Raw genomic sequence first — 13,423 nt, forward strand, 5'->3', positions numbered from 1 at the left:
AATAAAAACAAACTCAAAAACAAAAAACAGGCATAAAAACAAACACACTATCGAGTTCACAAACAACACCCACACACTCACCAAAAGCACTCAACTTTCGTTGGTTACCTCAGTGAGGGAGGCAGTCGATTCGAGCTTTTCTCGCTCTCGGCGACAGGAAAATAATTTACACACCTTCGTGGCAACTCGTCAAATCATTTTGACGTGAGCGTCACCACACTCGGCGCGAAGGCTCATTTTCTCCTCAAATTCAGCCACTTTGACGAGCTAAACACAAATTTCTTCTTCTGACGATTGCCACTCTCCTCACAGTGACCAGGGCACCAGTCGCTTGCAGGAACCGATGCCTTGACAGCGTCAATATGCTACCCACAGCCAGCCCACGTCGTCTTTCCGCAGATGTCACACTTCACCGGTCGACACATTGTTCATTCCTCTTCCTTTAGGGTCTTCGAAGCAATCGACGATTGCTTCACCGTCATGTCTCAGTAGTCCAATAGTTCCTGATGGCAATGAGCCCACGCTTCAGGGCATCAGCATTCACCCTGCGCGAATGCGTATCCAACGACGAAAACCAGGAGACAAGCATTGCTGAATTGGAGAAGCTTTTCCTTTCCCTTTCCTAGATTTTCCAAACATTAGCCCAAACGTGACTAGTCCTTTGCCTTTCCCGTACAATCACCTTGTCAATCGCTACGCCATGTAGCGTCCCATCTTCCGACAAGGTAACGAGCATGCTTCCTGCTTCTTCATCGATTGTCGACTCGATTAACACAGTCCTCGACGTTCTCAACACCTGGCTGTACTCATACATCCTGATCGCACTGCTTATCGGTGGCGGCCTCTACTTCTTCATTCGCACCAAAGGCTTGCCTGTGCGTATGTTCCGCGAATCAATCCGCGTGGTCACCGAGCCCCCAGAGAAGAAAGGCGAGCTTTCATCCTTCCGCGCACTGATGGTCTCCACCGCATCGCGCGTGGGCGTCGGCAACATCGCCGGAGTCGGTACCGCAGTCGCTCTTGGTGGCGCAGGCTCCGTCTTCTGGATGTGGGTCATCGCAACACTCGGCGCCGCGTCAGCATTCATCGAATCCACACTTGCCCAGATCTACAAGAAGCGTGGCCACTCAGCTGACGACCATTCCATCGGCGGCCCCGCGTACTACATCCAGATCGCGCTCAAGCAGCGTTGGCTTGCAGTGATCTTCGCAATCGCATTGATCCTCACCTACATGGGTGGCTTCAACCTGCTGGCCTCGTTCAACGTCGCTGACGCATTCACCTCGTACTCCTGGTACCACGAAGGCTCGACCCCGTACATCATCGGCGCAATCCTTGCCATCGCGATGGCACTATCAATCTTTGGGGGCACACGGCGCCTGACTTCGGTTACCGGCGTCTTGGTTCCGATCATGGCCCTCATTTACCTGACCGTTGCTGCGATCGTCATCATCTTCAACTACCAGAACATCCCCACAATGCTCGCCGCGATCTTCCAAGGCGCCTTCGATTTTGAGGCAATCTTCGGCGGTTTCGCCGGCTCGGCAATGATGCTCGGTATTAAGCGCGGTCTTTACTCGAACGAAGCCGGTGTCGGCTCTGCTCCGAACGCGGCTGCGTCCGCATCTGTTTCACACCCCGTGAAGCAGGGCTTGGTCCAGATGCTTTCCGTCTTCATCGACACGATGATCATTTGTACTCTGACCGCGTTCCTGATCCTCTCCTCTGGCGTCCAGGGTGGTGACGATCTGAAAGGCGCTCCGCTGGTTACAGCTTCGATGCAGACCGTTCTCGGTGGCGTCGCTCTGCCGTTCACGACCACCGCGTTGCTGCTCTTCGCATTCACGACGATCATCGGTAACTTCTACTACGCCGAGGTCAACCTGCGCTTCCTCGCTGGTGGACGCGTTCCGATCTGGGGTCTGCAGATTTTCCGTGGCATCGCAGTGATTCTTGTGTTCTCGGGTGCTCTTCTGGACTTCTCAGTTGCATGGAACCTTGGTGACCTATTGATGGGTCTAATGGCTCTGATCAACCTGCCGGTCATCATCATCTTGGGCAACAAGGCCATTAAGGCTGCGAACGACTACCAGGCGCAGCGCAAGGCTGGAAAGAACCCCGAATTCAAGGCGACTTCCATCGGTATCACCGAAGAACTCGACTACTGGAAGTGATAATCACGCTCAACTAGTTCTGACCTCACATCCGTGACGTGTGGCCCTCGTTCAGAAATGAGCGAGGGCCACACTTTTACCTTTTTCAGGATTAATTTCGAGAAGGCAGCCCCGTATCGGCATTCATCAGGCGGGTACACGCTTTCCGTTTCGCGAATCATCCCACCAGTCAGTTTTTCCAGCTCAGGCATACGAGGCAACGAAATCAGGCTCCCAGCTGGTAAAACAACATCTCAGACGACAAAACCTGCCACACCGGACCTCGTACACCAGCGCACACGCACAAGGCCCACAGACGCGCATAACCCAGTCACAGCCCAAGGCTCTTAACCAACCTCAATCAGGGACAAACACACCTGGGCCGGACCTGCAATGCAGATCCGGCCCAGGCCTCGGCAATTATTCACCAACTGGCACGAGCACGAAAGGAACAAAGGCTTGCGCCACGATGAGGCTTACCGCTGAGTTGCTAGGTAGCTTTCCCCTTCAAAAACCACCCAGAAACGTCATTTGGCTACTTCGAGAAGAACTTCTTCAGCTTCCTTCGTCCACAGACCATCCACCAGCTTGGCAGCAACCTCAGGGTACTTGTCACCAAGTTCCGTCAGCGGCGTCAAACCAAGGTCATGCAGGGTCGGGAAGACCATGATCTTACCCCCCGACGTACGGTTGATCACCGCGTTGATGGCGTCGCCGAAGCCTGCCATACCGGTCACTGCGTACAGGGAGATCGACGTATCAATGATGCCGGCTTCGATCTTGCGCAGAACGGTACGCATATCGGAAACATCAGAGCCTGACGTGCCCAGCATGAAAATCTTGCGCTCGATGATGCCCTGCAGATCAAAGTCACCAAAGGTGCCCGCCGGAATACCAGCGAACGCATTGAGGATCGCACCATCTGCACACATATCGACAGCCTGAGAAACCAGCGCCGGCACCGGCACCAGGCAGGTGATGTAGGTGTAGCCGTACTCAAGCGGAGTGGTGGAGGTGTTGATGATCTCCAGCGGAACACCGTTCTTTTCGGCGGTCGGGCCAACGGTCTTCTTCAGACCTGCCAGGCGATCGTCAGAAAGGTCGGTGCCGACAACGGAGATGCCCTCAACACCGGAGGTGACCGCACGCATCGTGTGCATCACACCCATCGGGCCGGCGGCACCGATGAACGCGCATTTATCGTTCGGACGCAGGTCGCCGTTAGCGGGGATCCATGCATAGCCTTCGCGCGGGTCCGTGCCGACGGTGCCACAGAAGCGGATAAAGTCGTAGTGAACACGACCGATGTCAAGGCTGACCTTGCGGGAGATGGTTTCTCCGCCGAGGACAACACACATGACCGCACGGGTACCGAGCAGCAGAGACGCCTTTTCAATGCCGTCCGCGTCCGCTCCGAAGAAGACGATGTCATCGAAGGTCTGTCCTTCAAGACCATCAATACCGGCAACGTCAACGGTAACGATCTGCGCAGGCTTGTGATCAGCGGTCAGCTCTTCGACAGAGCCTTCGCCGACAACCAGCAGGCGACCACCGTCTGCAACGTGGTTGCGCTCTGCCCACGCGTAGGAGCCTTCAACGGTTGCCCACGGCTCGATCAGGCCAACGGCCGCTGCCGATGGACCCTCGGTCACGTGGATCAGGAACTCTTCACCTTCGGGGGAGACGACACAACGCTCATCGACGACCGTGTATTCCTGAAGGGCACCGTCGAAGTTGTAACCGAATGCGCCATTGGACTTCGCAGTGCGCAGATGCTTCCAGTCAGCCTGGACCAGCAGACGATCGCCAACCTTGAAGTGGGTGACCTTCTCGCCTACCTCGACGACGCGGACAACGGGCTCGTGACCCGGAACCGTCGGCTGGGAGCCGGGACGGTAGTTCGGGATCTCGGCAAGTGCTTCGGGGGTGATTCCCGCGATGACTTCGGACTTACGCGGGTGCTTGTCGAACTGGTGCAACAGCTTCGTGTCAGAGAAGCAGATGCCACATGCCTCAACCTTGAGCATCATCTGGTGAGGGCCGACCTTGTCGATGCCCTTCTCCTTGTTGACGACGAATTCTTCGGCGCCGACGATCTGGATCGCATACTGCGATTCGGGGTACTCAGTCATTGGATTCTCCTTATTTTCCGGATCAAGCTTGCGCTCAGTTCATCATGACTTGGCCACCCGTAACCGGGACGGCCTGGCCGGTTTCGTATGCCTGCTCGACGATGTAGAAGATCGCGCGCAGAACGTCGATGCCTTGGGCACCACGACGCATCGGAACCTTTGCTTCGTAGAACTCCTTGACGTCCGCGACAGTCTTCGCGCCGGGGACCTTGCCCGAGTTCAGGTACTGAACGAACAGGCCACGGTCGGGGTCAGACCAGAGCGGGCCGTCGTAGAAATTACCGGGGCAGATTGCGTTGACCTTGACACCATGCTCGACCATCTCGAGGGCGAAGGACTGGACCAGGCCGATGCCACCGAACTTGGAGCCTGCGTATGCGGCGTTCTTGTTCGAGCCCACCAGACCGGACTTGGAGTTGATCTGGATAATGTCGGTCAGCCATGCACCAGATGTTGCATGCTGACGAGCAAGCAGACCACCAAGGTGCTTGGTAACCAGGAAGAATGCGACGTAGTTGATGTCGGTCGACAGGCGGAAAGCAGATGCGTCTTGTTCAAGGACAGATCCCGCACGAACGATGCCTGCGTTAGAGACGATCAGGTCGATACCACCGGTGACCTTTTCGATTTCCTCGGTCATCGCGGTCACGGATTCTTCATCCGCAACGTTGACGGTAATCGGGTACGTGGTGTCTTCGCCGAGTTCCTTGCACTTGGCAGCAGCGCCTTCGCCGTTCAGGTCAGCGATGTAGACGAAGCAACCCTGGCCGACGAGGCCTTTGGCGATCTCGGCACCGAAGCCCTGTGCGCCACCGGTAACCAGCGCGACACGACCGGAGATTTCACGGTCGTTGCGCGGGGTCGCGGTGATCTCGTAGGTTTCTTCGCCGACGGTGACGACGACGGGAAGTTCGGTTTCGGAAAGAGTCGAAGCGTCAACCGTTTCAAGGTTGGCATCGAGGGTCAGGGTCGCAGCCTTATCGGTTGGGCGAACGATGACCGGTCGAGCAAGCGCGCTCAGGAACAGGCCTCGAAGCAACGGTGCATGAGTCATGTTTAATCCTTCGGATAGTTCTCAGACGGTAGGAATATTTGCTGCGACTTCAGCCGGATCTGCGCCATCAGCAATAGCGCGTCCAAGCGGAGCGTAGGAAGCAATACGGACGGCAAGGTGCTCAGGAGTGAGTCGCTCGCTACCCAGGATGTTGTACTTCGGATCGAAGCTGGTCAGGGCCTCGTGCGCGACAAGTGCCCACGTGGCCTCGTTGAGATCTTCGAACTCGGGGCGACGCAGTTCGGGGCAGTTGAAGAGCTGGCGTGGCTGGTTAATGTCGACGCCGGAGATCTCGAGCATGCCGTGCTTGACTGCGAGTTCATGGATTCGCTTGAGCTGTTCCGGAGTGTTACGCGGAGGCATATAGGTAACAGCGCGCAGGCCCTTTTCTTCGAGAGCTTCGAAGAGCTCGTCAAGGAATTCATCTTCGAACTTTTCAGCCTTCTTGTCGCCGGTCGGCGAAGCGGAAACATCACCGAGGTAGGCGTAGGTGGCAATGGCACCGATGGAATCTGCGAACTGAACAACTTCCTTCGCAGTCGGCAACTCGTCAGTGGGCTGAATGTAGATGCGACCCAAGTATTCCGACTTCAGTACACCCAGAAGATCGTAGACGAGGTGCGGATTCTCAGCGTCACCGAGTGCGCCTTCGAGGGCTGGCGGAATGTTGACACCCATGCTCTTCAGGCCATCGACGAGGCTCTGACCGCGACCGAATCCCTTAATGAGAGCCGATGCCATCGCGGCAAGCAGGTGGCGCTCTGTGATACCGCCACCGTTGGCATACTGAGAGATGCCGACCATGTCAGTTTGAGGATCGAAAGGCTCCAGGCCAAGACCAACGAGGATCTTGTTCGCGGCCTCAGCCATCTTCAGGGTGCGCTCGAGACGGGCAGCGCGCTTGGGCGCCAACCACTCGGTAACCTTTTCGCGAGCAGGAGCCGGAACACCCTGAACCGTCATGTAGGCGATGCCTTCGGAGTCCGGATTGTTCAGCTTACGAGTAGCAAACGGACCGTCGGGATCAAAGAAAGCGCGGATTTCAAAGCCGGTGACTGAGCCCATTCCCAGCAGACGACATGCGCCGGTCATTTCGGGCGCAGCTGCGATCGAGTCATGATCGACGGAGCCAACAACACGCAGGCCTGCGCGACGAGCATTCAATGCTGCAGCGGTCGGCGTGTAGGGGCTGAAGGAGTAGCACGTATGAATGTGGTTGTTCGATTCAGGAACCCACGCGGGGAACTCTTCATCATTCAGAACTGCGGCAAGAGCGGCGAGGCGGTCCTCCTGGCTCAGGCTAACGTCGTTGGTGGCGTCCATCGGATCCTCGTATCGAAATGTAGAAAAAAATTAAAGCGTTAAATGCCTGATGGCACCGGTGGGGCGAGCCGAAGCCCGCCCCACCGGGTCAATCATCAGAGACCGAGACGGTTGCGACGAGCAATCTCGCCTTCAGTCTGGTTCGACGAGGGCACATGGCCCGGGAGCGGAACAATGCGCTCGTGGATTGTGTCGATGATCCACTCGACCTGCGGGAAGAAGTAGGACTCCAACTCGGGGCCGGGGGTGATGCCGTTGCGCGAGCCGACAACCGCGATCGGCGCGTCGAGAGCGTCAAATGCGAGAGTCTGGACGTTCGCTGCAACGGTGTTGAGGAAGTTGCCACGCTCGACAGCATCGGAGGTGAGAAGCAGGCGACCTGTCTTCTTCACGGATTCGATGAGCTTGTCGTAGTTGAGCGGTGCGACGAAGCGGAGGTCGATGACCTCGGCGCTCATGCCGTACTTCTCCTGAAGGACATCAGCAGCCTCAAGTGCACGGTAGATCGTTGCGCCGTAGCCGGCGATCGTGATGTCGGTGCCTTCGCGACGGATTGCCGGTTCACCTTCGGGGGTCTCGTAGTAGCCTTCCGGAACACCACCGGGCTCGAATTCTTCGCCCTTGTCGTACAGGAGCTGGGATTCGAAGAAGACAACCGGGTCGGTGCCACGAAGAGCAAGGTTGAGCATGCCCTTTGCATCGGTCGGCGTGGTCGGGAAGTAGACCTTGAGGCCCGGGATGTGGGCGGTCAATGCCGACCAATCCTGCGAGTGCTGTGCACCGTACTTGTTACCAACGGAGACACGGAGGACGAGAGGCATCTTCAGCAGGCCAGCGGACATGGACTGCCACTTTGCCATCTGGTTGAAGACCTCGTCGCCGCTTCGGCCGAGGAAGTCGCAGTACATGAGTTCGACAACTGCACGGCCACCGGCCATTGCGTAGCCAACGCCTGCGCCGACGATTGACGCTTCAGCGATCGGCGAGTTGAACAGACGACGGTACGGAAGCGCTTCGGTCAGGCCACGGTAGACAGCGAATGCGCCACCCCAGTCACGGTTTTCTTCGCCCCATGCGGCCATCGTCGGATCTTCCTTGAAACGATGGAGCATAGCTTCGAAGAGACCATCACGGAACTGGTACATCTTCATCTTGGAAACGGGCTTGCCGTTCTCGTCCTTAGCGGTGCGGATCTTGCGCGAGATCGCGGCGACGCGCGGGTTGTTTTCGAGATCAATCTCCGCTTCGCCTTCTTCCATCTTCTCGGTCGGCGTGTTCGAGAACATAACCGTGTCGATGTAGCCGTCGGCAACGCGCGGGCAGGTGTCTTCGTCGATGGCAAGCTTGAGGACCTTAACGAGCTTTTCGGTGAGGGTAGCGGTGTAGTCCTCAATATCGGACTGCGTGGTCAGACCGTTGGAGATCAACAAATCCGAGTAGGTCTTGATGCAGTCGACCTTCTCCCAGAGCTCGACCTCGTCCTTGGTGCGGTACGAGGAGGCATCCGACGGGGAGTGACCAGAGAAGCGGTACGTGATGGTATCCATGAGGACCGGGCCACGTCCCTCTTCGAGGATCTTCTTCTTGCGGGAGACGGCGTCGGCAACAGCCAGCGGGTTAATACCGTCGACGCGCTCTGCGTGCATAGCCTCGGGGTTGAGGGCTGCACCGACACGGGCGAGGATGTCGTACCCCATGGTCTCACCGAAGGTCTGACCGCCCATGCCGTAGAAGTTGTTGAAGAAGTTGAACAGAATCGGCGGGTTGCCACCGTCCTCTTCACGCCACAGCGTGCGGAACTGATCCATGGAAGCGAAGTTCATTGCTTCCCAGACCGGACCACATGCAAGGGCTGCGTCGCCGACGTTGGAGACAACGATGCCGGGCTTGCGGTTGATGCGCTTAAAGAGTGCTGCACCGTTTGCGACTGGAGCAGAGCCACCAACGATTGCGTTGTTCGGATAGGAGCCAAACGGCAGGAAGAAGGTGTGCATCGAGCCGCCGAGGCCACGGTTGAAGCCGGACTTGCGGGCGAAGATTTCCGCGAGGGCACCGAAGAGGATGAAGTTCTCGGTGAGGTCCTTTGTGTCCTTGTAGTCGATCTTCTCTGCGAACGAGAGGGTCTCGCCGTCGAGGAAGGTCTTCATGATGTTTTCAAGCTCACCGTTTTCGATCTGGCGCATTGCCGAGTAGCACTTGGCAAGAATTTCACCGTGCGAACGGTGCGAACCAAAAACCTGGTCATCCGGGGTCAGGACTGATGCCTGGCCAACGTATGCCGATTCCTGACCGATACCAAGGTGAGCCGGACCCCTGTGGTTGTAGGCAATGCCCTGCCACTCGCCGGTCTTTTTGATGGAGTCAAGCATGGATTCGAAGGTACGGACCACGATCATGTCGTGGAGCATGTTCACCATGCCGTCCTTGCCATAGCGACCAAGTTCGGTATCGAGATCAAACGTGTACTGGTTCACCGGGATGTCCGGGAACTGGATATGACCTGTCGCGCGGACCTGCGACGGGTCGATGATCAGAGACTTCGTCATTGTGTCTTACTTCTTTCTTCGTCTGTGGAGGTTCAGAGCTTGACGGCCCAGGCAGCCTCGCGAATAACTTCGGAGACAGTCGGGTGGGGGAAGACAACCTGACGGAGGTCTTCGACGGTCAGTTCCATTTCGAGGACGGCCTGTGCGCCCCAGATCATTTCTGCTGCGTATGCGCCGAGCACATGGATGCCGAGGACCTGCTGGGTCTTCGGATCAACGAGGATCTTGGCTTCACCAGGAGCCTTGAAGCCGTTCTCCGCAATGAAGCGACCAGACATCTGAGCGGGGACCTTTGCAACTAGGACGTCGCGGCCTTCGCGCTTTGCAGCAGATTCGGTGAGGCCAACGCCTGCAGCCTCGGGAATGGAGAAGACTGCCCACGGAACAGTGTTCCAGCGCATAACCTCGCCAACCTTGCATGCATCGGGGTTGATGATGTTCGCGGAAGCAATTTCTGCCATGCGGTATGCGGCGTGTGCTAGCAGTGAACGGCCGGTGACGTCACCAATTGCCCACACGTTCGGCAGATTGGTACGCATGCAGTCATCGACAACGATGCCTCGGTTGATTTCGAGACCCGCTTCTTCGGCGCCCCAGCCAGCGGTTGCCGAGCGACGACCAACAGCCATGAGCACGACGTCAGCTTCGAGGACCTTCTTTTCGTCACCCTTCGAGTAGTGGACCGTTGCGCCGTCGAGAGACTCAACGCGGCAACCGAGTTCGAAGGTGATGCCCTTCATCGCTGCGCGCATCTTGGCAGCCATGTCATCATCCATGAATGGCAGGATTTCCGGGGTCATTTCGATAATCGTGACCTCCGAGCCGAGGGTCGAGTACAGTGAAGCAAACTCGACGCCGATAACGCCACCACCGATAACGGCGAGACGCTTGGGGACCTCAGGCAGAGAGAGGATACCGGTCGAATCGACCAGGTGCGGGTTGTCCTTGACACCCGGCAACGGCGGAACAGCGGGAACCGAACCGGTTGCGATGATGACGTGCTCGGAAGTGTAGGTGATACCGTCAGCGGTGACCTTGCCGGGACCGTCGAAGTGACCACGTGCGGACACAACGGTGACGCCTGCTCGCTTTTCGGTTGCTGCAACACCGGAAACGAGGCCCTTAACAACCTTTTCCTTCCAGTCCTGCAGGCGACCCCAGTCGAGGGTCACGCCGGTTGCGTCAACACCGAACTGGCCAGCTTCCTTGGCGTGCAGGTAGTTCTTTGCACCAGCAAGGAGGGTCTTGGTCGGGATGCACCCAACGTTAAGGCAGGTGCCACCAAGGTACTGCTCTTCAATGAGAAGAACCTTTTTGCCGGCGTGCCCCAGACGCTCGGCAGCAAGGTAGCCACCAGGGCCTGCGCCGAGGACAATTACGTCGTAGTGAGTTTCAGTCATTATGTGTACTCCTAATTACTCAAGCCAGAACAGTGACGTCGATGTTTTCGATAGCGACAACGAGGTCCTTCAGGAAGCGTGCGCCGTCGGCGCCATCAATGACCTGGTGGTCGATCGTAAGCGACAGGTTGATACGTTGTTCAACACCGATCTCGCCGTCAGCTTTGACAACCGGACGCGGCGTGATGGTGCCAACGCCGAGGATTGCGGTCTGCGGGCGGTTAATGACCGGGGTGAAGGTTTCGATGCCGAAGGAACCGATGTTGGACACCGTGAAAGTGCCACCACCAAGAAGGTCGGGGCTGATCGTTCCGGCGATGGCGTCAGCTGCGAGGCTCTTTGCCTGAGCAGAGAACTGCTTGAGCGACAGGGCCTGAGCGGAGCGGATCACGGGAACCAAAAGACCGCGCGGAGTATCGGCTGCGAAGCCGAGGTGAACCTGCTCGAACTTGGTCAGGGTGCCATCCTCGAGGTGAGCGTTGAAAACCGGGTACTTCGGGAGCGTGCGGGACACTGCGAAGCAGACGAGGTCGTTCAGGGTGATCTTGTTGAGGCCCAGAGCTTCGTCCGAGTTCTTGACCTTCTTGCGCATCGCAAGAATGCCGGCTGCGTTGGCCGTCGTGTTGAGGGTCAGCTGTGCCGACTCCTGCAGGGATGCCATCATGCGCGAAGCAACAACCTTGCGGACACCCTTGAGCTTCTCGGAGGTGGAAGCACCCGGGAACTCTGCAGCAGGAATTGCAACTGCAGTCGCCACGACGGGAGCCGGAGCAGTCGGGTTTGCCAGATCAGCAGTCGTCACGCGACCACCAATACCGGTGCCTTCGCCAGTAGCCACACCTCCTTGCGCCTGCGCCGCTGAAGTGTACGCGGGGCCTGCTGCAATAGCGGCCTGAACATCACGTTCAATCACGCGACCGTGAGGACCGGAGCCCTCAGCAATCGCAGCGGTGTCAATACCCTTAGAACCGGCAAGAGCACGAGCGCGCGGGGAGACTGCACCGGTCGCAGCGGTCGTAGCAAAGGACGGCGCGGGAGCTGCTTCTTGAGCCGGAGCGCTTTCCGCCGCTGCTTCAGCAGCGCCGGCCTCGTCCGCCGAATCGTCAGCGGGAACAAGAGCGGAAATATCTTCGCCGGGCTCGCCGACGATGATGAGCGGATCCTTAACCGGAACCTCGTCGCCCTCTTCCCACAGGATCTTCAGGACGGTACCGGCGTCAGTGCTCGGCACCTCCATTGTGGATTTGTCGGTCTCAATCGAGCAGAGAGTCTGGTCAACAGCGACGGTATCGCCAACCGAAACCTGCCATTCGACGATAATGCACGACTCCACAGAGTTGCCCAGCTGGGGCATCACCACGATGGTGGCCATGTGTTTCCTCCTAGACGATGCGTAGCTGCGTACGCTCGGTCAATTCCTTGATGGATTCTTCAGGAAGGTCGCCATCGGTAATGATGCCGGTGACGTCCTCAATTCCCATGAAGCTAACGAAGCCTGCTCGCCCAAACTTCGAAGAGTCTGAAAGCAACCAGGTTTCCTCCGTGCGCCCTCGCATGAGACTGCCAACATGCCCACCTTCAGCGAGCTGGGTTGTCAGACCTCGTTCGACACTGAATCCGTCAGTGCCAAGAAATACTAGGCGCGCGTTGAAGTCATTAATGGAACGCTCTGTAACAGGGCCGACCAAAGATTCGGTTTCAGCATGGAAGCTACCGCCGGTCAGCGTGACCCGAATATGCGGGTTCGGACGAGCATTCTGGAAAACAAGAAGAGAATTAGTAACGACCTGAACGCCACGACGTCCGGTCAGGTGCTTGACGACAAGAGCGCACGTCGTGCCAGCTTCGATCATGATGCGATCATCGTCGCGCACCATTTCGGCGGCCGCGCGGGCAATGCGCTCTTTGTCCTCGATTCGGTCAGACTGACGCAGTCGAATATTGCGGTAGGCAGTCGGACGAGCACCACCGTGGGTGCGAACAAGATGACCCTCATCTTCGAGGTCCTTCAAAGTGGTTCTAATCGTGACAGGCGAAACGTCGAGTTCTTCAGCCAGGACGTTAACATTCACCTCGCCTTCAACGGCAAGGCGATCAAGGATGTAACTGGTTCGTTGTGCGCGCCCCACACCCATCCCCTCTTCGTGAGCATCGATTAGATTGTCACTTTCGTTTCGGTTTTTACAGTCTAGCAACTAAAACGAAAATCAACAAGACCTGCCTCACAAGAAATAATAGCGACAATTCACTGAAAAACTCACGAAAATATACGCAATTTTCACTGAAAAATCGCCAAATAACGAACTGCACTGTCGCTCAAACACTCAACGCGCTTGAACAACAGTGCAGTTTCGTATGAAAGTTCTACGAAAGACTCATTCTCCGGGCTGACGAACGCCCACAGTCAGCAAAAGATTGCCGTACAGGCGCTGTTCGCCAGTCGCCACAATGATGCCCACATCTTCGCTACGCGCTGCATCGTAGAAGTCGAAACGCGACAGCTCACCGAACTCGGTATCGGGCAACTGGGCCTTGAACTCATCATGGATCGGGATCTCAACGGCCGGCTGATCGGGAGCCGGAACCATGATCTCTGCCTTCTCGATCGGGCAGACCTGCTTCAGAACTTCCAGAATCTGAAGAACGTCCAGCATGCCAGGAGCGAAGTTCAGCGAGATAAGCTCGCAACGCTCAGACACACCGGTGGTGTGCGGGTAGTTCGCATCAGCAAGCAGAATCTTCGAACCGTGGCCAGCCGCGGCCAGTGCACGCAGGAACTGCGGGTGCGTCATTGCTCCATAGATCATGAAGATCT

The 13,423-nt window shown here is 57.2% G+C and carries 10 protein-coding genes; 1 reads left to right on the forward strand and 9 read right to left on the reverse strand.

The features are described 5' to 3' along the window. Positions 1-365: 365 nt before the first annotated feature. Positions 366-425: a DUF8730 family Cys-rich protein gene (locus QP503_RS08885; RefSeq protein ID WP_502929447.1), complete on the reverse strand. Its 60-nt coding sequence runs from the start codon at positions 423-425 to the stop codon at positions 366-368. Positions 426-734: 309 nt separating this feature from the next. Between QP503_RS08885 and QP503_RS00005 the strand changes: the two genes are divergently transcribed. Then, positions 735-2,174, forward strand: coding sequence for an alanine/glycine:cation symporter family protein (locus QP503_RS00005; RefSeq protein ID WP_103632459.1), 1,440 nt, complete (start codon positions 735-737; stop codon positions 2,172-2,174). Positions 2,175-2,680: 506 nt separating this feature from the next. Here the strand turns inward: QP503_RS00005 and QP503_RS00010 are convergent. The 8 genes from QP503_RS00010 to QP503_RS00045 all read right to left on the reverse strand — a co-directional run bounded on the left by QP503_RS00010 (position 2,681) and on the right by QP503_RS00045 (position 13,415). After that, a complete protein-coding gene (locus QP503_RS00010) occupies positions 2,681-4,285 on the reverse strand; it encodes an alcohol dehydrogenase catalytic domain-containing protein (RefSeq protein WP_103632460.1) in 1,605 nt (534 codons plus the stop codon). A 34-nt stretch (positions 4,286-4,319) separates the two neighbouring features. After that, positions 4,320-5,339, reverse strand: a complete 1,020-nt coding sequence (locus QP503_RS00015) for an SDR family NAD(P)-dependent oxidoreductase (RefSeq protein WP_006680213.1) — start codon at positions 5,337-5,339, stop codon at positions 4,320-4,322. A gap of 21 nt (positions 5,340-5,360) precedes the next feature. Then, a complete protein-coding gene (locus QP503_RS00020; protein ID WP_006680214.1) occupies positions 5,361-6,662 on the reverse strand; it encodes a PHP domain-containing protein in 1,302 nt (433 codons plus the stop codon). Between the two features lie 95 nt (positions 6,663-6,757). After that, positions 6,758-9,208 (reverse strand): alpha-ketoacid dehydrogenase subunit alpha/beta, encoded by a 2,451-nt coding sequence (locus QP503_RS00025; RefSeq protein WP_103632461.1) that lies wholly within the window; start codon positions 9,206-9,208, stop codon positions 6,758-6,760. Positions 9,209-9,240: 32 nt separating this feature from the next. After that, positions 9,241-10,608 carry a dihydrolipoyl dehydrogenase gene (gene lpdA / locus QP503_RS00030; protein ID WP_103632462.1) on the reverse strand — a complete coding sequence of 456 codons (1,368 nt, stop codon included), beginning with the start codon at positions 10,606-10,608 and terminating at the stop codon, positions 9,241-9,243. A 19-nt stretch (positions 10,609-10,627) separates the two neighbouring features. Continuing rightward, positions 10,628-11,980 (reverse strand): dihydrolipoamide acetyltransferase family protein, encoded by a 1,353-nt coding sequence (locus QP503_RS00035; protein WP_006680217.1) that lies wholly within the window; start codon positions 11,978-11,980, stop codon positions 10,628-10,630. A 10-nt stretch (positions 11,981-11,990) separates the two neighbouring features. Beyond that, a complete protein-coding gene (locus QP503_RS00040) occupies positions 11,991-12,737 on the reverse strand; it encodes a DeoR/GlpR family DNA-binding transcription regulator (RefSeq protein ID WP_006680218.1) in 747 nt (248 codons plus the stop codon). 246 nt (positions 12,738-12,983) lie between these two features. Beyond that, positions 12,984-13,415, reverse strand: a complete 432-nt coding sequence (locus QP503_RS00045; RefSeq protein WP_006680219.1) for an RbsD/FucU family protein — start codon at positions 13,413-13,415, stop codon at positions 12,984-12,986. Positions 13,416-13,423: the final 8 nt, after the last annotated feature.

This window comes from Pauljensenia sp. UMB0895, assembly GCF_030218905.1.
Classification (GTDB): Bacteria; Actinomycetota; Actinomycetes; order Actinomycetales; family Actinomycetaceae; genus Pauljensenia; species Pauljensenia turicensis_A.